The sequence below is a fragment of the Komagataeibacter europaeus genome, assembly GCF_002173515.1.
GTDB classification, from domain to species: domain Bacteria; phylum Pseudomonadota; class Alphaproteobacteria; order Acetobacterales; family Acetobacteraceae; genus Komagataeibacter; species Komagataeibacter europaeus.
This window is the reverse complement of the sequence record NZ_CP021467.1, coordinates 1,613,502-1,635,150: the sequence shown is the minus strand read 5'-3', so window position 1 is coordinate 1,635,150 and position 21,649 is coordinate 1,613,502. Positions and strand designations below refer to the sequence as shown.

Here is a 21,649-nt window from a genome sequence, read left to right as displayed (position 1 = left end):
GTCCAATGGACCTAAATGCGCCAGGCGGCGCGTGAGGATTTAGAAAATGCTTTCTCCCAAGCGGACAAAGTACCGCAAGGCCCACAAGGGGCGTATTCATGGGTTGGCCAAGGGTGGCACGACCCTGAATTTTGGGGCTTTTGGCCTGAAGGCTCTGCAGCCTGAACGGATCACTGCCCGCCAGATCGAAGCTGCCCGTCGTGCCATTACCCGCGCCATGAAACGTGCCGGTCGTGTCTGGATTCGGATTTTCCCTGATCTTCCGGTCTCGACAAAGCCTGCAGAAGTGCGTATGGGGTCCGGCAAGGGGTCGCCTGAATATTGGGTGGCTCGTGTGAAACCGGGTCGTATCCTGTTCGAGATCGAAGGCGTGCCGCCGGAAGTCGCGCGTGAAGCGCTGGCTCTGGGTGCGGCGAAGCTGCCGATCAAGACCAAGTTCGTGACCCGTATCGGAGAGGCGTGAGATGGCAAAGGCAACAAAGCCGGCCGATCTGCGTGCCAAGACTGTTGAAGAACTGGATACGCTTCTCGTCGATCTGAAGCGCGAGCAGTTCAATCTTCGGTTCCAGCATGCGACCGGTCAGACCGAGGGGCAGTCCCGCATGCGCGAAGTTCGTCGTGAAATCGCGCGTGTGAAGACTGTTGCAACCGAGGTTGTGAAGAAGAGTTCCGCTGGCCACGCGCCGGCAGTAAAGTCCTGAAGGGAGACGGGCGATGCCAAGGCGCGTCCTGACCGGACGGGTAACCAGCGACAAGATGGACAAGACCGTAACGGTTCTTGTCGATCGTCGTGTTATCCATCCGTTGTATAAGAAGTTCATTCGTCGCTCGAAAAAGTATGCGGCGCATGATGGCTTGAATGAATGCAAGGTGGGCGACACGGTGCGCATTGAGGAATGCAAGCCGATTTCCCGCCGCAAGACCTGGACTGTCGTTGTCCGGAATGGCCAGCCGCTCGCGGCTGCCGCCGGTGCCACGTCTGGTGCGCAGGCGTAAAGAAGGGCATAGACCATGATCCATCCCGAGACCAACCTTGACGTGGCCGACAATTCCGGCGCCCGTCAGGTGCAGTGCATCAAGGTGCTGGGCGGTTCCAAGCGGAAGACTGCCTCGGTCGGCGACGTGATTGTCGTGTCCGTCAAGGAGGCCATCCCCCGCGGCAAGGTCAAGAAGGGCGACGTGCACCAGGCGGTGATCGTCCGCACCTCTTACCCCGTGCGTCGCGCCGATGGCAGCGCCATCCGCTTCGACCGCAACGCGGCCGTGCTGATCAACAAGCAGCAGGAGCCGATCGGCACCCGTATCTTTGGCCCGGTCGTGCGCGAACTGCGTGCGCGCAAGTTCATGAAGATCATCTCGCTGGCACCGGAGGTGCTGTAATGGCTGCTCGTATCAAGAAGGGTGATCAGGTTCTGGTCACCACCGGTGGTTCCAAGGGAACCCGTGGCGAGGTTGTTACAGTCCTGCCCGCAGCCAACAAGGCTGTCGTGCGCGGCGTGGCGATTGCAAAGCGTCACACCCGTCCTTCCCGCATGGGTGAGCAGGGCGGCATTGTCCAGAAGGAAATGCCGGTTCACCTGTCCAACCTGAAGCTGATCGATCCCAAGAGCGGCGACCCGACAAAGGTCGGCTTCCGCGTTCTGGAAGATGGTCGCAAGGTTCGTGTCGCCAAGGCGACCGGCGAAGTTATCGAAGGCTGAGGAGGCGGGTATGTCTGAAGTGAAAGAAGCCCGTCCTGTGCCGCGCATGCAGAAGCGCTACCAGGATGAGATGCGCGCGAAGCTGCGTGAGCAGTTCGGGTACAAGAACGAGATGCAGGTTCCGCGTCTTGAGAAAATTGTCCTGAACATGGGCGTGGGCGAAGCGGCCGGCGATCAGAAGAAGCTGGATGCGGCCGTCAAGGAAATGACCCTGATCGCAGGTCAGAAGCCGGTCAAGACCGTGGCCAAGAAGGCCATTGCCGGTTTCAAGATCCGTGAAGGGCTGCCGATCGGGTGCAAGGTGACGCTGCGTCGTGCGCAGATGTTCGAGTTCCTGGATCGTTTCGTGACGATCGCCTTGCCGCGCGTGCGTGATTTCCGCGGGCTGCCGGCGAACAAGGGTTTCGACGGTCGTGGCAACTTTGCGATGGGCCTGAAAGAACAGATTGTCTTCCCGGAAATCGAATACGACAAGGTCGACGAAATCCGTGGCATGGACATCATCTTCGTGACCACCGCGAAGACGGATGCGGAAGCAAAGGCTCTGCTCAAGGCGTTTGATCTGCCCTTCGCTGCATAAAAATGTAGCGAAAGGGCTTCCGTCTGAAGTCCAGAAGACCTAATACACACGTTGTTTGGAAAACCGTTGGGACTGGCCCGACAGGTTCCGGAGGGTAAAACAAGGCATGGCCAAAATTTCCGCCGTTAACCGGAATGTCAAGCGCGAGCGCATGGCAAACCGGGACCGGGCTAAGCGGACTGCACTGAAGAATATCATCATGGACCGGTCTCTGCCGGTTGAAGATCGCTTCGATGCGTCGCTCAAGCTTGCTGAACTTCCTCGCAATGGTTCGCGCGTCCGCGTGCGTCTGCGCTGCAAGTTGACGGGGCGTCCTCGCGCCAATTACAGAAAGTTCGAACTCTGCCGTATCGCCCTGCGCGACCTGGCCTCCAATGGTCAGATCCCGGGCATGGTCAAATCGAGCTGGTAAGGGCAGGGAACGATGTCACTTTCTGATCCTTTGGGTGATCTGCTCACCCGGATCCGCAATGCGCAGCGTGCACGGCATGCTGCCTGCGTGGCGCCAGCTTCCAAGCTGCGCGCCAGTGTTCTCGAGGCGCTGCGCCGCGAGGGATATATCCGTGGTTTCTCACGCGAGGAACTGCGCAAAGGTGTGGCCCAGCTGCGCATCGAGCTGAAGTATCTCGATGGTGAGCCGGTCATCAAAGAAATCCACCGTGTGTCCAAGCCGGGACGCCGCGTCTATTCCAAGATCAAGGAACTGCCGCGCGTGTATGCCGGGCTGGGCGTGTCGATCCTGTCGACGCCGCGCGGTGTTCTGTCCGACGCGGAGGCCCGCGCTGCCAATGTTGGCGGTGAAGTCCTCTGTCGTGTATTCTGAGGAGGGATAAATGTCGCGAGTGGGCAAATATCCCGTCGAATTACCGTCGGGCGTTCAGGTTTCCATTGCTGACGGTGTGCTGACGGCAAAAGGCAAGCTGGGTGAACTCAAGCTGCCGCTGTCCAGCCACGTTTCGGTTGATGTCGCGGATGGCAAGGTTGCCGTCAAGCCGGTCGATACCCAGGCACAGGCCCGCATGATGTGGGGAACCACCCGTTCCCTGATCGCGGGTATGGTCAAGGGCGTGTCCGAAGGGTTTTCCAAGACGCTGGAAATCTCCGGGACAGGTTATCGTGCCGCGGTGCAGGGTAAGAACCTGGTCATGAATCTCGGTTATTCGCATGACATCGTCTATGCGATTCCGGCAGGGATCAAGATCACGACGCCCCGCCCCACGGCGGTCACGGTCGAAGGCATTGACAAGCAGCGGGTTGGTCAGGTCGCACTTGACATCCGCAGCTTCCGCAAGCCCGAGCCCTACAAGGGCAAGGGTGTCCGTTACGAAACGGAAACCATCCGTCGCAAGGAAGGTAAGAAGAAATAATGAGCACGCAGAAGGATCTGCGGGAACGGCGGCGTCAGCGCCTGCGTTTCCAGCTTCGCCGCAAGAGCGGTGGCCGTCCGCGTCTGTCGGTGTTCCGTTCGGGCAAGAACATCTACGCGCAGGTGATCGACGATGCTGCTGGCCGGACCCTGGCCGCGGCATCGAGCCTGGACAAGGACCTGCGTACCGCCCTCAAGGGTGGTACGGACGTCAAGGCGGCGGGTGCGGTTGGCAAGCTTCTGGCAGAGCGCGCAGTGGCTGCAGGTGTGTCGAAGGTCGTTTTCGACCGCGGCGCGTATCTCTATCATGGGCGTATCAAGGCCCTGGCGGAGGCTGCCCGTGAGGGCGGTCTCTCGTTCTGACGAAAGGGTCACGCATAATGGCACGTGAACCGAGAGAAGGCGGCCGGGGTGGTCGCGACCGTGATCGCGAAGGCGATGATCTGGTCGACAAGCTGGTCACGATCAACCGCGTTGCGAAGGTTGTAAAGGGCGGTCGTCGCTTTGCATTCGCCGCGCTGGTTGTGGTTGGTGACCAGAAGGGTCGCGTCGGGTTCGGTGCGGGCAAGGCCCGTGAAGTTCCCGAAGCAATCCGCAAGGCGACCGATCGCGCCAAGCGGACGATGATCCGCGTTCCGATGAAGGAAGGCCGCACGCTGCATCACGATGTGGCCGGTCACTTCGGTGCGGGCAAGGTTGTCCTGCGTTCCGCTGATGCGGGCACGGGTATCATTGCCGGTGGTCCGATGCGCGCGGTGTTCGAAAGCCTGGGCATCAATGACGTGGTGGCGAAGTCCCTCGGGACCCGGAACCCGCATAACATGGTGAAGGCGACATTCGCCGCGCTGGAGCGTTGCGCCAGCCCGCGTTCGGTTGCCAACCGCCGTGGCAAGAAGGTTTCGGACATCCTGGGACGTCGCGAGGCTGCGGCAACGACGGAGGCCACGGCTGATGTCTGATACCAAGGCAAAAGTGCGCGTCACCCAGGTGCATTCCGGGAACGGACAGAAGCCGGGCCAGCAGGCGACACTGATTGGTCTGGGCCTGAACAAGATTGGTCGTACGCGTGAACTGGAGGATACCCCTTCGGTTCGCGGTATGATCCGCAAGGTGTCCCACCTGATCAAGGTGGAGGATTGAGATGAACCTGAACGAACTTCGTGACAACGAAGGCGCGCGTTACACCAAGAAGCGTCTTGGTCGCGGCATCGGCTCTGGCAAGGGCAAGACGTCGGGCAAGGGTGTGAAGGGTCAGAAGGCGCGTTCCGGTGTGTCCCTGAACGGTTTTGAAGGCGGTCAGCTGCCGATCTACCGTCGTCTGCCCAAGCGTGGATTCAAGAACATCTTCCGCAAGGAATATGCGATCGTGAATCTGGGCGTGCTGGACAAGGCGATTGCGGCAGGCAAGGTCGATGCCAAGGCTGTCGTGACGGAAGAGACCCTGGCCAAGGCTGGTCTGGTCGGTTCCGGCCGCTTCGCCGGCATCCGCCTGCTGGCGGATGGCGAACTGAACCATGCCGTGACCATTGAAGTGTCGGGTGCTTCGGCCGGTGCCGTTGCCGCTGTTGAAAAGGCAGGCGGCAAGGTGCAGGTCAAGGCGCAGAAGCAGCAGGCTCCTGCCGCGGAATGACCGGTCCCGGGCACAGGCACGTTCTGTACCCGGAGCATAATAAAAGCGATGCTGCTTGCACTCGGCGGGCGCATCGCTTTATTACTTTTTGCGGTTTTTTTTATCATGACAGCGTCCCGCCTCCAGCGGTGGCGCTGTTCTTGTGAAAGGATGGGCGCATGGCCTCCGCGGCCGAACAGTTGGCTGCCAATCTGAATTTCAGTTCCTTTGCCAACGCAACGGAACTGAAAAAGCGTATCTGGTTCACGCTGGGTGCGCTGATCGTATATCGGATTGGCACCTATATCCCCGTCCCTGGCGTCGATGCGACGGTGATGGGGCAGCTTCTGGCCCGGCATCAGGGCGGTATTCTGGGTATGTTCGACATGTTTACCGGTGGTGCGCTGGGGCGCATGACCGTGTTTGCACTGAACATCATGCCCTATATCAGTGCCTCGATCATCGTACAGCTCATGTCGGCGGCAATTCCCTCGCTTGAAGCACTCAAGAAGGAAGGGGAGGGCGGACGGCGCAAGCTGAATGAATATACGCGCTACCTGACGGTCGTGATTGCGCTGTTCCAGGCCTACGGCATCGCCATAGGGCTTGAGAACATGCATACGGAAGCCGGGTCTGCCGTTGTCTCCCCCGGGCTTTTCTTCATCGTGTCCTGTGTGCTGACCCTTGTGGGTGGCACCATGTTCCTGATGTGGCTGGGTGAACAGATTACGTCGCGGGGGGTTGGCAACGGTATCTCGCTGATCATCTTTGCGGGTATCGTGGCGAACCTGCCCAATGCCTTGGCCAGCCTGTTCCAGCTTGGCTATACGGGCGCTCTGTCCCCGTTCTTCGTGCTGGTGTTCCTGGTGCTGGCGGCTGTTACGATCGCCTTCATCGTGTTCATGGAACTGGCGCAGCGCCGGGTGGTCATCCAGTACCCCAAGCGCCAGGTCGGCCAGCGCATGTTCGGTGGCGATTCGACCCACATGCCGCTGAAGGTGAACACGGCGGGTTCGATTCCGCCCATCTTTGCATCGTCCGTGCTGCTGATCCCGGTCACGATTGCGGGGTTCGTCAACAACAGTTCCATGCCCGGCTGGCTGTCCTTTCTGGGTCAGGAACTGGGACAGGGGCAGCCGCTCTACATGCTGTTCTATGCGGCGATGATCGTCTTTTTCTCTTATTTCTATGCGGCGGTTACCTTTAACCCGCAGGAAACGGCGGAAAACCTGCGCAAGCAGGGGGGCTTTGTGCCCGGCATCCGGCCGGGGGCGAATACGGCTGCGTTCTTTGACCGGATCCTGACGCGCATCACGACCATCGGGGCGCTGTATCTTGTCGCAGTCTGCCTGTTGCCGCAGATCCTGATCAGCCATTACAACGTGCCTTTCTATTTCGGCGGCACGAGTCTGATCATTATCGTGACGGTGACGATTGATACGGTGACGCAGGTGCAGTCGCATCTGGTCGCGCATCAGTATCAGGGACTTATGCGCCGGGGACGGGGCAGAAAGGGCAGAATGCGGTGAATATTATTTTTCTTGGCCCGCCGGGTGCCGGTAAGGGCACCCAGTCAAAGCGGCTGGAAGAACGGTATGGTATCGCCCAGATTTCAACGGGTGACATGCTGCGTGCGGAAGTCGCGGCCGGAAGCCCGCTGGGGCAGAAGGTCAAGACCATCATGGCGGAAGGTCAGCTTGTGCCTGATGACCTGATCATCGCCATGATCGAAAAGCGCATCCGGCAGCCTGATTGCGCGAAGGGGTTCATCCTGGATGGCTTCCCGCGCACCCGGGCGCAGGCAGAAGCACTGGACCAGATGCTGACACGCAGTGGCCAGCATATTGATGCGGTGCTGCTGCTGGATGTGGACGAGAACGCACTGGCTGACCGCATTGCGGGTCGTTATACCTGCGCCAAGTGCGGCGCGGGCTATAATGACCTGTTCAAGAAACCGAAGGTCGCAGGCACGTGTGATGTCTGTGGCGGGCATGAGTTCATTCGCCGGGAAGATGACCGGCGGGACACCGTGGCCGCGCGCCTGAAGGCCTACCGCGAACAGACTGCGCCGATCCTGCCTTATTACGAGGAAGAGAAGCGTCTGTACCGTGTCGACGGGATGGCGGATATCGATACAGTGACCAAGGAAGTCTTCGCTGTTATCGATCGTATCACGAAAAAGTGATGAAAAATAATTGACTCGCATGGGGGCAGCAGTATATTGCGCGCCCTCAAGGTATGAGCGTCACATGAGTCGCCCGCTGATGGTGCGGCTCGTATGGCCAGAATGAATGATGATGGGGTTGGCCGGTTCGAAACCGGTATGTTCACGGCGCTCCTGCCAATAGGGCAGGTGGTGTGAAGCAGCCCTGCCTGATAGTTAGTGCCCTGTATCAGGGCGGACGAGGAGTAAGTGGCGTGGCACGTATTGCCGGCGTGAACATCCCAACCAACAAACGGGTCACCATTGGCCTGCGTTATATCTATGGTATCGGGGCCACCAAGGCCCAGGCGATCTGCGACCAGCTGGAAATCCCGGCTGAGCGGCGCGTGAACGAACTGTCTGATGACGAGATCGGCAAGATCCGTGAACTGATCGACAGCAAGTATCGCGTGGAAGGTGATCTGCGCCGCGAAGTGGCGATGAACATCAAGCGCCTGATGGACCTTGGCTGCTACCGTGGTCTGCGTCACCGGCGTGGGCTGCCTGTCCATGGTCAGCGGACTCATACCAACGCCCGTACCCGCAAGGGTAAGGCCGTGGCTATTGCGGGCAAGAAGAAGGCAACCCGCTAATCAGCGGATTGTCCGGTATGTAAGCATGGGGGGCAGCCCGCCCCATGCGCCGTTTGAACTGACAGGATCGAGAAAACTATGGCGAAAGCTGCGGCTCCGCGTATTCGCAAGAAAGAGCGGAAAAACATCATTTCCGGTGTGGCGCATGTGCTGTCCACCTTCAACAACACCATGATCACCATCTCGGATGCACAGGGCAATGCAATTGCCTGGTCGTCCGCCGGTGCCCAGGGCTTCAAGGGATCGCGCAAGTCCACGCCGTACGCGGCGCAGGTTGCCGCCGAGGATGCGGGCCGCAAGGCACGTGAACACGGCATGGAGACGCTGGAAATCGAGGTTTCCGGTCCCGGGTCGGGGCGTGAGAGCGCACTGCGTGCCCTGCAGGCTGTCGGTTTCTCGATCACGGCCATCCGTGACATGACGCCGGTTCCGCACAACGGCTGCCGTCCGCGCAAGCGCCGTCGCGTCTGAACCGCAATCTGCTTAGTCGTATTCCCCCGCATGCGGGGGAAGATTGTCATTCCGGTATCCTGCCGCAGGGTACCATCTGCCATCGTAACGGGTGGCAGATCAGTCTTGAAAGGCCATTACCTTGGTCCTCCAGAAAAACTGGCAATCCCTGATCAAGCCGGAAAAGCTGGAAGTCGAACCGGGGGCGGAACCTTCACGCATTGCCACAGTCGTTGCCGAACCGCTGGAACGCGGCTTTGGCATGACGCTGGGTAACGCGATCCGTCGGGTTCTGCTGTCGTCCCTGCAGGGGGCTGCGGTTACGGCAATCCAGATTGACGGCGTGCTGCATGAATTCTCGTCGGTGGCGGGTGTTCGTGAAGACGTGACCGACATCGTCCTCAACATCAAGCAGCTTGCGCTGCGGATGCATGGTGAGGGGCCGAAGCGCATGGTGCTGACGGCCACGGGCCCGGGCGAAGTGCGTGCCGGACAGATCCAGACGGGTCATGATATCGAAGTCATGAACCCCGACCTCGTGATCTGCACCCTTGATGAAGGGGTGAAGTTCGGGATGGAATTCACCGTGAACATGGGCAAGGGGTATGTCCCCGCGGCGGCCAACCGCCCGGAAGACGCGCCGATCGGCCTGATCCCGGTTGATGCCATCTACTCGCCCGTGCGGCGCGTATCCTACAAGGTGGAACAGACCCGTGTGGGTCAGGTCACCGACTATGATCGCCTGCTGCTGACGGTCGAGACGAATGGCGCGGTCACGCCGGAAGATGCCGTGGCGCTTGCCGCGCGTATCCTTCAGGACCAGCTGCAGCTGTTCATCAACTTTGACGAACCGCGCACCGTGCGTACGGAAGAGCCGCAGGATGACCTGCCGTTCAACCGTAACCTGCTGCGCAAGGTTGACGAACTGGAACTGTCGGTCCGTAGCGCGAACTGCCTGAAGAACGACAACATCGTCTATATCGGTGATCTGGTTCAGAAGACCGAGCAGGAGATGCTGCGTACGCCGAACTTCGGCCGCAAGTCGCTCAATGAGATCAAGGAAGTCCTGACCGCCATGGGGCTTTCACTGGGTATGAATGTCCCGGCGTGGCCGCCGGAAAATATCGAAGATCTGGCCAAGAGGCTCGACGAGCCGTTCTGATCCTCGGAACCGGATAAAACAGGAAATTACATCATGCGTCACGGTGTTGCCGGCCGTAAGCTCGGCGTTACCTCGTCCCATCGACTGGCCATGTTTCGCAACATGGCTGTCGCCCTGATCAAGCACGAACAGATCACCACCACGCTGCCGAAGGCGAAGGAACTGCGCCCGGTTGTGGAAAAGCTGATCACCCTTGGCAAGCGTGGCAATCTGCACGCCCGCCGTCAGGCTTTCGCCCAGCTGCGTGACGACAAGATCGTGTCCAAGCTGTTTGACACGGTGGCTGACCGTTACAAGGCACGTCAGGGTGGTTACACCCGCGTGCTGCGTGCGGGCATGCGCCACGGTGATGCAGCCGACATGGCTGTGATCGAACTGGTCGACCGCGATGTGTCGGCAAAGGGCAAGGACAGCGGTCCGCGTCCGGAAGCCACTCAGGAAGACCATCTGGCAGCCTGAGGCACTTCGGTTCCTGCGTGAAAAAGCCCGGCCTCTGGCCGGGTTTTTTTATGTTGGCAGCCAGTCCGGCATTCTGTCGTCGTGATATGGATATTCGATCACGATATGTATATTTCGATACGCTTTCGACATGCAGGACCATCCCTGCGCAGCAGACAGGGCTTCAGCCATGACAGGATCAGTTTTCGGGCGTGTGATACGCCGCGGGCTTTATGCCATGACCGCCATGATCGGCCTGTGTGGCAGTGTCCAGGCTGCGACAGTGCGGGTGGGGTATATTCCTGTCATCGGGTCGGCGCCGCTGTTTGTCATGCAGGGCAAGAACTGGGCACGCGACGCGGGTATCGACATGCAACTGGTCCGGTTCCAGTCCGGGCCGCAGGCCATCCAGGCGCTGGTATCGGGCAAGATTGACGCCTATGTGGCGGGTGTCCTGCCGCTGCTGCAGGCGCGTGCGCATGGGGCAGATGTAAAGGTCGTGGCCAGTGCCGCGACCGAGGAACTCGAAATCGTCTCCCGCGGTGCGCTGGCGGATGGCCTGCCGGAACAGCCTGCGGGGCTGGGTGCTGATGAGGTCCGTCAGCGTTTCGCGGATTTCGCCACGAAGGCGGGGCACAGGCCCAAGATCGCGGCCCAGCCCCTTGGGTCGGTGCCCGATACGCTGCTGCGATACTGGCTCAAGGTTCGCAACGGACTGGATCCGGCGCAGGTGGCAGATATTGTCGGCATTGATATTGATGCAGCCCAGCAGGCCTTTCTGGCCGGTGCGGTCGATGGCGCTATCCTGCGCGAACCGGCGCTGACCATTATCCGCCATCGCATGCCCGGCATGCGGGTGCTGGCGTCGGGGCATGATCTCATGCCAGGGCAGCCGGGCTCCGTGCTGGCGATCGTCAACGAGGACGCACCGGATCGCGCGGCATGGAAAAACGCGTTCCTGGCCGGTTTCGTGAAGGCCACGCACCTGCTGGCCACTGATCCGGAACAGGCGGAACCCTATGTCCAGCAGGCGCTGGGTGGGGGCATGCTGCCCAGGGACATTATTATCGAGGCGCTGAAGGTATCGGCGCATGATTATGTGTCCGATCCCGCCAGCATCATGGACGCCGTAAGCAAATTACAGGATTTCGAGGTGCAGAGCGGCCTGTTGCGTAAGGCGGAGCCGGTGGCGGCGCTGTTCGACCTTGAAAGTTACCGGCAGATCGCACAATGACGCCTTCCCGTTCCATCTGGACGCGACCGCTGCTCGGGGCGGTGGGCCTGATTGTGCTGTTCGGGGCATGGGAAGCCTCCATCCGGCTGGGCTGGGTGCCATCCGGCCTTCTGCCAGCACCCAGCAGCCTTGGCCCGGCATGGCTGGAAGAAGTGCGCAGCGGGGCATGGATACAGGCCATCAGGGACAGCCTGACCCATTACGTGATGGGATTGGTCATCGGTTCGCTCCTGGGCATGCTGACCGGACTGCTATGCGGCACGGTGCCACTGCTGGACGGATTGCTGTCCGGTGTCGTGCGGGTATTGCGGCCCATACCGGGGCTGGCATGGGTGCCGTTCGCCATCCTGTGGTTCGGGCTGGATACCGCGGGGGCCACGTTCGTGATCGCCATTTCAGTGTTTTGGATCAATTTTTATGCCGCCTACGGGGCCGTGCAGGCGATTGACCCGGACCTGTATGAAGTTGCGGCGTCCTTTGGCCATGGCGGGTTCTGGGCACGACTGCGCACGGTGGTCATTCCGGCTTCGGCCCCCGGCGTGCTGGCGGGGCTGCGCACCGGCCTGGGCCAGGCATGGATGTCGGTCGTCGCGGCGGAACTGTTCGGCGTGCCCGGCATTGGCGCGCGGATGATGCAGGCGTCCAGTCTGCTGGCGACCGACCTTGTGGTGGTCTACATGCTGACCATGGCGCTGCTGTATGCCCTGACCGACACGGCGTTCATGCTGGTGCGCAAAAGGCTGCTGGGCTGGCAGGGATGAACGCGGTGGTAACGGACACGGATGATGTGGTGGTCAGGCTGGAAAATATCGGCCTGTCGCATGACCATGGGCGCAGCTTTATCCTGCGGCATGTGAATCTTGAAATCAGGCGTGGCGAATTCGTGGCCGTGCTCGGTCCGTCCGGCGTGGGCAAGTCCACATTGCTGCGGGTCATCATGGGGCTGGTCCAGCCCAGCGAGGGCACGGTCAGCCTGCATGCGTCCCCCACGGCGGCGCATCGCCCGGCGGCCATGGTGTTTCAGGACGCCAAGCTCATGCCGTGGCGCAGCGTGCTGCGCAATGTGGAACTGGGTCTGGAAGGGCTGGGACTGACACGCCCGCAGCGGCGCGAACGGGCCATGGCAGCGCTGGAACTGGTGGGGCTTGCGGATACGGCGGACAGGTGGCCACGCCAGCTTTCGGGTGGGCAGCGCCAGCGCGTGGGGGTTGCGCGCGCACTGACGGTGGAGCCGGACCTGCTGCTGATGGACGAACCCTTTGGTGCGCTGGACGCCATCACGCGCGGTGCCCTGCAGGATGAACTGCTGCGTATCCATGCCCGGCGGCACGGAACGGTGCTGTTCGTGACCCATGATCTGGACGAGGCCCTGATTCTGGCGGACCGGATCATCATTCTGGAAGGACAGCCTGCAGGGCTGCGGGGGGATTTCGCGGTGGGTGCACGGCCACGCGACAACACCGCGCCGGGCATGCGCGCAATGGCGGAACGCATGCGCCGACTGATTGCGGGGGAGCCGGATCCCGGCGCGGATGCGGCCTATTGGCAGGCATCGGAGATATGATAAGTCTGCTGTCACGGGCCTGTTGCCTGCGGGCATGACGGCATGGGCAGGGGGGAGACGGGATTTCCCTTATCCCCCGATGGCAAGCAAGGGAATATCGAACATGGCAAATCCCCCCAATTTTGAAGCGCATCTGGAAGAAGGCATCGGTCGGCTTCAGGATGGTCTGGATGGCTTTGTCGGGGATACGGGCACCCCGCTGTCAGGGCGGCTGCAGGGCGCGGGTGGCGTAGCCCAGCGGGGCATGGGGGAAATTCTTGATACCCTGCGTGACGTGACGGCCGACCGACCGCTGTTCGCGCTGTTTGGCGCATCGGTGCTGGGCTTTCTGGCCAGCGTGTTCCTGCGCCGGCGGGCATAGGGCAACATATATGGTGCTGTCGCGTTTAAGGCAGCATGACTGATTTGCAGGGAAAAATGCCATGCTGAAACTGGCGCTGTTCTTTTTGATTGTTTCGCTGGTCGCCGGGCTGTTTGGCTTCAGTGGCATTTCCGCCGTTTCGGCCGGAATGGCGAAAATACTGTTCTTTATCGCCATCCTGGCTTTTGTGGTCGTGGTCCTGATCGTACTGTTTTCGGCCAAATCGCTTTTTAACGGCTAGCGGCCCATTCTTATGAAAAACCCCCTGTCGCCACCGGCGCAGGGGGTTTTTTTCTGCCTATTTGTTGGTGTCCTTCTGGATGAAGGCGGGCAGGAAGGGATTGTCCTTCTGCAACGAGTTCTTCGATGGCAGGCGCGAAGCATCCCATCCACCGCCCAGCGCCTGCACCAGGCTTACGCTGTCCACAATGCGCTGCTGTTGTATGCCCAGCAGGGTTTCGGCATCGCTCAGCGCCGAATTCTCGTTGGTGATGACGGTGGTATAGATTTCGGTCCCGGCCCGGTACTGGTTCAGCGAGACCTCGACCGTGCGGTTGGCGAAATCCAGTGCCTTCTGCTGCTGCTGCGCCTGCTGCGCCAGAATACGCAGGTTGGATAGCTGATCTTCCGTGCTCTGCAATGCGGTCAGGACGGTCTGGCGGTAGGTCGCCACGGCACTGTCGTACTGGGCATTGGCTTCATGCACGGCGGCCGTGCGTGACCCGCCTTCAAACAGGATCTCGGTGGCGGATGCCCCCAGCGACCAGACGCGGTTCATCGCTGACATAAGCGACGTCACCGGGTCGCCGCCGCTCTGTTCATAGCTGGCGTTGATGGTGATGTCCGGATAGAACGCCGCCATGTCCGCGCCGATCATGGCATTGTATTCCTCCATCGTGCGTTCGGCGGCGGCAATATCGGGGCGGCGCTGCAGCAGGTCGGCTGGCACCGTGACCGGAATGGGCGGCACCGTGCGTGACAGTTCCGCCGGGGGCAGGGTGACATCGGCGGGCGGCTTGCCGATCAGCACGGCAATGGCATGTTCATACTGCGCGCGGTTGATCCCGGCCTGGATCAGGGAGGCGCGGTTCTGCTCCAGTGTCGTGCGGGCCTGCAGGACGGCGGTGGGGTCGGCGGTCCCCGCCTCGAACTGGTTCTGGGTGATCTGCAGCGCCTGTTCGTTGAAATGGACGTAACGCTGCAACAGGTCCGTCAGGCTGTCCTGATAGCGCATGTTGAAATAGGCCGTCGCCAGCTGTGCCTGATACGACAGCGTGGCGTTGGCCAGATCGGCGGCGCTGGCCTGTGCCGCCGTGACCTGTTCCTGCACCTGCCGGCGGATCTTGCCCCATATGTCCAGATCCCAGCTGGCGCTGGGGCCGATGTCATAGGTGTTGTACGTCGAACCCGCGCGTGCATAGTTGCTGCCCGATGAGGACAGCGAACCCGCGCCATGGCCATCGCGGTTGAAGCCCAGGCTGCCACTGATGGTCGGGAAAAGCTGCGCGCGCACACTGTCGATCATGGCGCGGGCGTTACGGTAGCTGGCTTCGTACTGCTTGATGTTCTGGTTGGAAATCGCGACCTGTGATTCCAGCCCGTTCAGGATGGGATCGTTATAGATCGTCCACCAGTCATGCTTGGGCAGTTCGGCCAGCTTGGGGTTGGCCACTTCCCATCCCGGTTCGGGGCGCAGTTCCTTGAAGCGCGGGGACACGATCGCGGCCGGACGATGGTATTTCGGCCCCACCATGCATCCCGCCAGCGCCATGATCGGCAGGGCCACCAGCGCAAGGCGCGCGGCGGAGCGGCGGAAGACACGGGACGGGCGGATGGCGGCACGGCCGGGGGATGGCGAAAAAGGTGTCATCCGGTTCAGGAATCCTGCTGGTGGGAAAGACGATGGCGTCGGGACAGCCGTCCATACAGCCGGTTGAAGAATGCGCGGCAGGCTATCCCCAGATGGTCGAGATAGAGATAGACAACCGGCGTCGTGTAAAGCGTCAGCGCCTGACTGACCAGCAGCCCGCCCACAATGGCGATGCCCAGCGGGCGGCGCAGTTCGGCGCCATAACCATGGCCGAATATAAGGGGCAGCGCGCCCAGTGCCGCGGCAAAGGTGGTCATCATGATCGGGCGGAAACGCAGCAGGCAGGCCATGCGGATCGAATCAAGCGCGCTATGGCCTTCTTCCCGTTCGGCCGTGATGGCGAAGTCCACCAGCATGATGGCGTTTTTCTTGACGATGCCGATCAGCAGGATCACCCCGATCATGGCGATCAGCGAAAAGGCCTCGCCAAAAAACTGCAGCGCCAGCAGCGCCCCCACCCCGGCCGAGGGCAGGGTGGACAGGATGGTCAGCGGATGCACGTAACTTTCGTACAGAATGCCCAGCGTCATGTACACCGCCGCCAGGGCGGCAAGGATCAGCAGCGGTTCGTTGTTGACCGATTTCTGGAACTGCGCGGCGTTACCGGCGAAATTGCCCTGGATGTTGGCGGGCATGTGCAGGCGCACGGTTTCCTCGTTGATGATCCGCACCGCCTGGCTCAGCGGGACGCCATTGGCCAGATTGAACGAGACCGTGCTGGAAACCGACTGCCCGTCATGGTTGATGCTCAGCGCCGTCTTGGTGGGCTTGAGCACCGATACCAGTGTCAGCGGCACCATGGCTTCCGAACTGGTGGACACGGCCGACCCGGTGGAGGCGCTGTTGCCACCCGCCAGCGTGTTGGCCACCTGGTTGCGGAAGGATTCTTCGCTCAGCTGTGATTCCGTGGTGCCCGTATCCGTCTTGACCCGGATGGTATTGGACTGCGTGCCACCACCCGCCGTACCGCCGGCAACACTGACCCAGACCTGCTTGAGCGTGGTCGGGTCTTTCCAGAATCGTGGCTCGACTTCCATCACCACGCGGTACTGGTTGAGGGCATTGTAGATGACCGAGGCCGAACGCTGGCCATAGGCGTCATACAGCGTGTTGGACACAAGCTGGGGCGTAATGTTCAGGCGGCTTGCGGTATCGCGGTCTATCTGCACATCCAGCGCCGAGCCGCCCTGCAGCACGTCCGATGAAATGTCGGACAGTTCGGGATGCTTCTGCAATGCGCTGACCAGCAGCGGCGTCCATTTGTACAGGTCCTTGGAGGAATCGGAATGCAGCGAATACTGGTAGGCCGCATTGCTCTGCCGTCCGCCTATGCGCAGCTGTCCCGGCGCGGACATGTAGAATGTCGCCCCCACCATGTTGTGCAACCGGCGCGTGATGCGGGCAATGGTCTGCGCGGGCGTATCATTGCGCAGCGACTTGTCCTTCAGCGTCACGAACATGTTGGCCTGGTTGGAACTGCCGCGCCCGCCCATGAACCCCATGACATGCGCCACGTCCCGGTCCGCCATGATGGCCTGCTGCGTGGTGGCGATCTTGCCCTGCATGGCCTGGAACGAAATGGACTGATCGCCCATCAGGTGTCCCATCAGCATGCCGGTATCGGATTCGGGAAACAGGCTCTTGGGCATCTTGATGAACAGCCCGACCATGATGGCAATGGTTATGGGCAGCGACAGGATGGTGATCCGCCGGTGCGTCAGCGCCCATTCCAGCGAACTGGCATATCCCTGCTGGGCCGCGCCCAGCGCATGTTCCAGCCATGCGCCAATCCGGCCGAAAACCCCCTTTGACGGGGCCGCCAGATGCGGGCGCAGCAGGCGGGAGGTCAGCATGGGCGTCAGCGACAGCGACAGCATCATGGAAATGACAATGGTCAGTGACATCGTCATGGCGAATTCATGGAACAGGCGCCCCGCCACGCCGCTGAGCAGCAGGATGGGCAGAAACACCGCGATCAGCGATACGGTAATGGACAGGACCGTGAACGCCACCTCCCGCGTGCCCAGCAGGGTGGCCTGCAGGCGGTCCATGCCCGCTTCCATGTGGCGGCTTATGTTTTCAACGACCACAATGGCGTCATCCACCACGAAACCGGTCGAAATGGTCAGCGCCATGAGCGACAGGTTGTCGATGGAATAGCCCAGCAGCTTCATCGCGCCAAAGGCGGCGATGATGGATGTCGGCACCACGATGGCGGGAATGATGGTGATGCGCGGCGAACGCAGGAACAGGAGCACCACCAGCACCACCAGGAAGACCGACAGCACCAGCGTGAACTGCGTATCGGCCAGGGCCGCGCGGATTGTGGTGGACCTGTCCATGAATTTGCCAAGGTCCACGTCGGCCGGCAGGGCGTCGCGCAGCATGGGCAGCTTGGCGCGGATCTGGTCATTGGTGTTGATGATGTTGGCGCCGGCCTGCGCAAAGATGATGGCCAGGACCCCGTGTCTGCCATCCACGTAACCGGCGTTGCGCACGTCCTCCACACCATCATGGACATAGGCCACGTCCTCCAGCCTGACGGGGCGGCTGTCATGATAGGCCACGATCAGGTCACGGTAGGCCTGCGCATTATGCGCCTGGTCGTTGGTCGCCAGCACGAAACGGTGGTCGCCCTGGTCGATGAAGCCCTTTGGCGTATGGGCGTTGGCCGAGGCGAGGGCGGCGCGGATATCCTCGAACCCTATGCCGAATTTGTACAGCGCCAGCGGGTTCATCTCCACCCGCACCGCAGGCAGCGAACTGCCACCGATCTCGACCTGCCCCACGCCCTGTATCTGCGAGAGGTGCTGCTGCAGCACGTTCGATGCAAGGTCATAAAGCTGTGCAGCCGTACGGGTGCGCGATGTCAGCGCCAGGATCATGACCGGCGCGCCGTTGGGGTTGGCCTTGAAATAGCTCGGGTTCTGTCGCAGCGAGGAGGGCAGGTCCGCATGGGCCGCCTGCAGGGCGGCCTCCACATCACGCGCGGCCCCGTTGATGTCGCGGTCAAGCGAGAACTGCAGCGTGATCCGCGCCTGGTTGGCCGATGACTGCGATGTCATTTCGTTCAGGCCCGCGATCGCGCCCAGATGCCGCTCCAGCGGGGCTGCGACGGAACTGGCGATTTCCTCGGGGGAGCCACCGGCCTGCTGGGCCTGCACCTGTATCACCGGGAAATCCACGTTGGGCATGTCGGCCACCGGCAGCGTGGTATAGCCGATGATGCCGCCAATGATCAGCGCCACCGTCAGCAGCACCGTGGCCACCGGCCTGCGGACAAAGATCGAAAGCGGCGTCATGCCTGCGCCTGTGGTCCGGGCAGTCCATCCTTGCCCTTGTCATCAGCATTGCCAAAGCGGCGCGACAGCTTCTGGCTGATGCCGTCCATCAGCAGGTAGATGACCGGCGTGGTGAACAGCGTCAGCAACTGGCTGACCGCAAGCCCGCCGACAATGGCGATGCCCAGGGGGCGGCGCAGTTCCGAACCGGTGCCGGTGCCCAGCATCATGGGCACGGCCCCCAGCATGGCCGCCAGCGTGGTCATCAGGATGGGGCGGAAACGCAGCAGGGCGGCATGGCGGATGGAATGCAGCGAGGTCATGCCCTCCACCCGTTCGGCTTCCAGCGCGAAGTCGATCATCATGATCGCGTTTTTCTTGACGATGCCGATCAGCAGCACCAGCCCGATGATGCCCATGACATCCAGCCCCGATCCCGTGATCCACAGCGCCAGCAGCGCGCCAACACCGGCGGAGGGCAGGGTGGACAGGATGGTGATGGGATGGACGAAGCTTTCATACAGGATGCCCAGCACGATATAGACCGCGATCAGGGCAGCCAGCACCAGCCATGCCTCGTTTGACAGCGAACTGCGGAATGCCGCCGCCGTGCCCTGGAACGATGTCTGGAAGCTGGATGGCAGGTGGATGTCCTTCGCCGCGCGTTCGATCGCATCCGTCGCATCTCCCAGCGCATAGCCGGACCTGACGTTGAACGAGACGGTCGTGGCCGGGAACTGCCCCACATGGGTGATCAGCAGCGGCGCGGTATCGCGCGTGACACTGGTAACGGACGCCAGCGGCACCAGCCCCGATGTGGGCGAACGCGTCGGCCCCGACGTGCTTTCCCCCGCGTTGCCGCTGATGCCGGGCAGATAGATCTGGTTGAGCGACCCCATGTCCTGCTGGAACGCTGGCGTTGCCTCCAGGATCACGCGGTACTGGTTGGACTGCGTGAAGATGGTCGAGATCTGGCGCTGGCCAAAGCTGTCATACAGCACGTTGTCGATTGTCTGGGGCGTGATGGAGTATCGTGCCCCCGTGGTGCGGTCCAGGTCAACATGCGCCACAAGGCCCGCGGCCTGCAGGTCGGATGTGACGTCCGACAGAGCCTTTTCCTGTTGCAGGCGCGCGATGAATTTCGGCACCCATGTCGTGAACTGGTCATAGCTGGGGTTTTCCAGCAGGAACTGGTACTGCGTCGCGGCGACCGATGTATCCAGCGACAGGTCCTGCACCGGCTGCAGGTACAGGTCCGCCCCCGCGATATCCGCCGTTTCCGCGCGCAGGCGTGTCGCGACTTCCTGCGCAGTGTCGGAGCGGCTGTCCACCGGCTTGAGGTTGATGAGGAAGCGCCCCTGGTTCAGCGTCACGTTCTGCCCGTCCACGCCGACGAAGGAGGACAGGCTGGCCACGTCCTTATCGTGCAGGATCCGGTCGGCCAGTTCCTGCTGGTGGCGCTTCATGGCCGCGAACGACGTGGACTGTTCCATGACCGAAATGCCCTGGATCACGCCCGTGTCCTGTACCGGGAAAAAGCCCTTGGGAATGACCACGGCCAGCGCGCCCGTCAGCAACAGGGTCGCGCCAAATATCGCCAGTGTCAGTCGCTGGTGGCGCAGCACCACATCCAGCGCGCGGCCATAGCCATTGATTGTCGCGACCGTCCAGCGTTCGACCGCGGCCGACCATGCCGGTTCGGCATGTTTGGTGTCGCGTTCGTGCAGCAGGCGCGCGCACATCATCGGCACCAGGGTCAGCGAGACCACGGCGGACAGGATGATGGTGACCGCCAGCGTCATGGCGAATTCATGGAACAGGCGACCGACCACGTCGCCCATGAACAGCAGCGGAATCAGCACCGCGATCAGCGATATGGTCAGCGAGATGATGGTGAACCCGATTTCACCCGCGCCCTTCAGCGCGGCTTCCATGCGGCTGTCGCCCATTTCGATGTAACGGGCGATGTTCTCGATCATCACGATGGCATCGTCCACCACGAAACCCGTGGCGATGGTGAGCGACATGAGCGAGAGATTGTCGAGCGAGAAGCCGAACAGGTACATGACCGCCAGCGTCCCCACCAGCGACAGCGGCACCGACAGGCTGGGGATCAGTGTCGCCGGCACGTTGCGCAGGAACACGAAGATCACGCCCACCACCAGCACCAGCGCCAGGCCCAGTTCGAACTCCACATCCTCGACGGATGCGCGGATGGTCGTGGTCCGGTCGGTCAGGGGGGTTATGGTGATGCCCGGCGGCAGCGACTGCTGCAGGCGCGGCAGGGCGTATTTGATGTTGTCCACCACCCCGATCACGTTGGCGCCCGGCTGGCGCTGCACGTTCATGACCAGGGCTGGCGTGCGGTTGGCCCAGGCCGCCAGTTCGGTGTTTTCGGGACCGATGACCACGCTGGCCACGTCGCGGATGCGCACGGGACCGTTGTTCTGGTACGCGATGACCTGATTGAGCAGCTGGTCCACGCCCGAAATCTGGCCGTCAATGCGCAGCGTGGTCGCGCGCTGCGGGCCATCGAACGTGCCGGTGGGGGAATTGACGTTCACGTTGCCGATGGTGGTGCGCAGCGTATCAAGGTCGATGCCGAACGATGTCAGCTTGGGAATGTTGACCCGCACCCGCAGCGCCTTGCGGTTGCCACCCGAAAGGGTCACCAGCCCCACGCCCGAAATCTGGCTGATCTTTTCAGCCAGGCGGGTATCGACGTAATCCTCCACTTCCGTCAGCGGCATCGTCTTGGACGAAATGCCCAGCGTCATGACCGGCGTGTCGGCGGGATTGACCTTGGCATAGACCGGTGGCGCGGGCAGGTCGGTCGGCAGCAGGGAATTGGCCTGGTTGATCGCGGCCTGTACTTCCTGTTCGGCAATGTCCATGGTCATGGTCAGGCCGAAGCGCAGCGTGATGACCGATGCCCCGCCCGACGAGCGCGAGGTCATCTGCTCCAGCCCCGACATTTCACCCAGCTGGGTTTCCAGCGGCGCGGTGACGGAGGTCGCCATCACGTCCGGGCTGGCGCCGGGATAGAAGGTCTGCACCGTGATGGTGGGATATTCGACTTCCGGCAGGGCGGAAACAGGCAGGAAATGATACCCCAGCAGCCCCGCCAGCAGGATGGCCAGCATGAGCAGGGTGGTCGCGACCGGACGGTGTATGAACAGGCGGGACGGGTTCACGCGGCAATCTCCGGCGGCGGCAGGGGCAGGCGGTCAGGCAGGGG

At 61.7% G+C, this 21,649-nt stretch carries 27 protein-coding genes; 24 read left to right on the top strand and 3 right to left on the bottom strand.

Annotated elements, in window-relative coordinates; translation table 11 throughout:
- Positions 1 to 46 precede the first annotated feature (46 nt).
- The 24 genes from rplP to S101446_RS07450 all read left to right on the top strand — a co-directional run bounded on the left by rplP (position 47) and on the right by S101446_RS07450 (position 13,501).
- On the top strand, positions 47 to 463 hold the full coding sequence (gene rplP, locus S101446_RS07565) for a 50S ribosomal protein L16 (RefSeq protein WP_007399626.1): 417 nt from the start codon (positions 47 to 49) through the stop codon (positions 461 to 463).
- Position 464: 1 nt separating this feature from the next.
- Positions 465 to 701: a 50S ribosomal protein L29 gene (rpmC, locus tag S101446_RS07560; RefSeq protein WP_010506728.1), complete on the top strand. Its 237-nt coding sequence runs from the start codon at positions 465 to 467 to the stop codon at positions 699 to 701.
- Between the two features lie 13 nt (positions 702 to 714).
- A complete protein-coding gene (rpsQ, locus tag S101446_RS07555) occupies positions 715 to 996 on the top strand; it encodes a 30S ribosomal protein S17 (protein WP_010506727.1) in 282 nt (93 codons plus the stop codon).
- Between the two features lie 15 nt (positions 997 to 1,011).
- On the top strand, positions 1,012 to 1,380 hold the full coding sequence (rplN, locus tag S101446_RS07550; protein WP_007399629.1) for a 50S ribosomal protein L14: 369 nt from the start codon (positions 1,012 to 1,014) through the stop codon (positions 1,378 to 1,380).
- Positions 1,380 to 1,700, top strand: coding sequence for a 50S ribosomal protein L24 (gene rplX / locus S101446_RS07545; RefSeq protein ID WP_010506725.1), 321 nt, complete (start codon positions 1,380 to 1,382; stop codon positions 1,698 to 1,700). The genes rplN and rplX overlap by 1 nt, the downstream gene beginning before the upstream one ends.
- 10 nt (positions 1,701 to 1,710) lie before the next feature.
- Positions 1,711 to 2,280, top strand: coding sequence for a 50S ribosomal protein L5 (gene rplE / locus S101446_RS07540; protein WP_039732878.1), 570 nt, complete (start codon positions 1,711 to 1,713; stop codon positions 2,278 to 2,280).
- A 106-nt stretch (positions 2,281 to 2,386) separates the two neighbouring features.
- Complete coding sequence (rpsN, locus tag S101446_RS07535; RefSeq protein WP_010506721.1) at positions 2,387 to 2,692, top strand: 30S ribosomal protein S14; 306 nt, start codon at positions 2,387 to 2,389, stop codon at positions 2,690 to 2,692.
- A gap of 12 nt (positions 2,693 to 2,704) precedes the next feature.
- A complete protein-coding gene (gene rpsH, locus S101446_RS07530) occupies positions 2,705 to 3,103 on the top strand; it encodes a 30S ribosomal protein S8 (RefSeq protein ID WP_010506719.1) in 399 nt (132 codons plus the stop codon).
- Between the two features lie 10 nt (positions 3,104 to 3,113).
- Complete coding sequence (gene rplF / locus S101446_RS07525; RefSeq protein WP_010506717.1) at positions 3,114 to 3,647, top strand: 50S ribosomal protein L6; 534 nt, start codon at positions 3,114 to 3,116, stop codon at positions 3,645 to 3,647.
- Positions 3,647 to 4,009: a 50S ribosomal protein L18 gene (gene rplR, locus S101446_RS07520; RefSeq protein ID WP_010506716.1), complete on the top strand. Its 363-nt coding sequence runs from the start codon at positions 3,647 to 3,649 to the stop codon at positions 4,007 to 4,009. Before rplF ends, rplR begins: the two co-directional genes overlap by 1 nt.
- Positions 4,010 to 4,026: 17 nt before the next feature.
- Positions 4,027 to 4,605 (top strand): 30S ribosomal protein S5, encoded by a 579-nt coding sequence (gene rpsE / locus S101446_RS07515; protein ID WP_010506715.1) that lies wholly within the window; start codon positions 4,027 to 4,029, stop codon positions 4,603 to 4,605.
- Complete coding sequence (gene rpmD / locus S101446_RS07510; protein ID WP_010506714.1) at positions 4,598 to 4,786, top strand: 50S ribosomal protein L30; 189 nt, start codon at positions 4,598 to 4,600, stop codon at positions 4,784 to 4,786. Before rpsE ends, rpmD begins: the two co-directional genes overlap by 8 nt.
- Before the next feature lies 1 nt (position 4,787).
- Entirely contained in the window at positions 4,788 to 5,276 is a 489-nt protein-coding gene (gene rplO / locus S101446_RS07505; protein ID WP_010506712.1) for a 50S ribosomal protein L15, read from the top strand.
- 158 nt (positions 5,277 to 5,434) lie between these two features.
- The gene (gene secY / locus S101446_RS07500; RefSeq protein ID WP_019090425.1) at positions 5,435 to 6,784 is read left to right on the top strand and encodes a preprotein translocase subunit SecY; all 1,350 of its coding nucleotides are present in this window, start codon (positions 5,435 to 5,437) and stop codon (positions 6,782 to 6,784) included.
- The gene (locus tag S101446_RS07495; RefSeq protein ID WP_010506709.1) at positions 6,781 to 7,440 is read left to right on the top strand and encodes an adenylate kinase; all 660 of its coding nucleotides are present in this window, start codon (positions 6,781 to 6,783) and stop codon (positions 7,438 to 7,440) included. The genes secY and S101446_RS07495 overlap by 4 nt, the downstream gene beginning before the upstream one ends.
- A 233-nt stretch (positions 7,441 to 7,673) precedes the next feature.
- Complete coding sequence (gene rpsM, locus S101446_RS07490) at positions 7,674 to 8,051, top strand: 30S ribosomal protein S13 (protein ID WP_010506706.1); 378 nt, start codon at positions 7,674 to 7,676, stop codon at positions 8,049 to 8,051.
- A gap of 78 nt (positions 8,052 to 8,129) precedes the next feature.
- On the top strand, positions 8,130 to 8,522 hold the full coding sequence (gene rpsK / locus S101446_RS07485) for a 30S ribosomal protein S11 (protein ID WP_003621069.1): 393 nt from the start codon (positions 8,130 to 8,132) through the stop codon (positions 8,520 to 8,522).
- 121 nt (positions 8,523 to 8,643) lie between these two features.
- Entirely contained in the window at positions 8,644 to 9,663 is a 1,020-nt protein-coding gene (locus S101446_RS07480) for a DNA-directed RNA polymerase subunit alpha (RefSeq protein WP_007399646.1), read from the top strand.
- A 33-nt stretch (positions 9,664 to 9,696) separates the two neighbouring features.
- Entirely contained in the window at positions 9,697 to 10,122 is a 426-nt protein-coding gene (rplQ, locus tag S101446_RS07475) for a 50S ribosomal protein L17 (protein WP_010506694.1), read from the top strand.
- A gap of 169 nt (positions 10,123 to 10,291) precedes the next feature.
- Complete coding sequence (locus S101446_RS07470) at positions 10,292 to 11,335, top strand: ABC transporter substrate-binding protein (protein WP_087608028.1); 1,044 nt, start codon at positions 10,292 to 10,294, stop codon at positions 11,333 to 11,335.
- Positions 11,332 to 12,096, top strand: a complete 765-nt coding sequence (locus tag S101446_RS07465; protein WP_087608027.1) for an ABC transporter permease — start codon at positions 11,332 to 11,334, stop codon at positions 12,094 to 12,096. The genes S101446_RS07470 and S101446_RS07465 overlap by 4 nt, the downstream gene beginning before the upstream one ends.
- Complete coding sequence (locus S101446_RS07460; protein ID WP_010506682.1) at positions 12,093 to 12,899, top strand: ABC transporter ATP-binding protein; 807 nt, start codon at positions 12,093 to 12,095, stop codon at positions 12,897 to 12,899. The genes S101446_RS07465 and S101446_RS07460 overlap by 4 nt, the downstream gene beginning before the upstream one ends.
- Positions 12,900 to 13,002: 103 nt before the next feature.
- On the top strand, positions 13,003 to 13,260 hold the full coding sequence (locus S101446_RS07455) for a hypothetical protein (RefSeq protein WP_010506680.1): 258 nt from the start codon (positions 13,003 to 13,005) through the stop codon (positions 13,258 to 13,260).
- Positions 13,261 to 13,321: 61 nt separating this feature from the next.
- On the top strand, positions 13,322 to 13,501 hold the full coding sequence (locus tag S101446_RS07450) for a DUF1328 domain-containing protein (RefSeq protein WP_010506679.1): 180 nt from the start codon (positions 13,322 to 13,324) through the stop codon (positions 13,499 to 13,501).
- Between the two features lie 57 nt (positions 13,502 to 13,558).
- Here the strand turns inward: S101446_RS07450 and S101446_RS07445 are convergent, their stop codons facing one another.
- The 3 genes from S101446_RS07445 to S101446_RS07435 are packed head-to-tail and all read right to left on the bottom strand — an operon-like array spanning position 13,559 to position 21,605.
- Positions 13,559 to 15,130, bottom strand: coding sequence for an efflux transporter outer membrane subunit (locus S101446_RS07445; RefSeq protein ID WP_087608026.1), 1,572 nt, complete (start codon positions 15,128 to 15,130; stop codon positions 13,559 to 13,561).
- Positions 15,131 to 15,135: 5 nt separating this feature from the next.
- Positions 15,136 to 18,432: an efflux RND transporter permease subunit gene (locus tag S101446_RS07440; protein ID WP_087608025.1), complete on the bottom strand. Its 3,297-nt coding sequence runs from the start codon at positions 18,430 to 18,432 to the stop codon at positions 15,136 to 15,138.
- Complete coding sequence (locus S101446_RS07435) at positions 18,429 to 21,605, bottom strand: efflux RND transporter permease subunit (protein ID WP_010506676.1); 3,177 nt, start codon at positions 21,603 to 21,605, stop codon at positions 18,429 to 18,431. The genes S101446_RS07440 and S101446_RS07435 overlap by 4 nt, the downstream gene beginning before the upstream one ends.
- Positions 21,606 to 21,649: the final 44 nt, after the last annotated feature.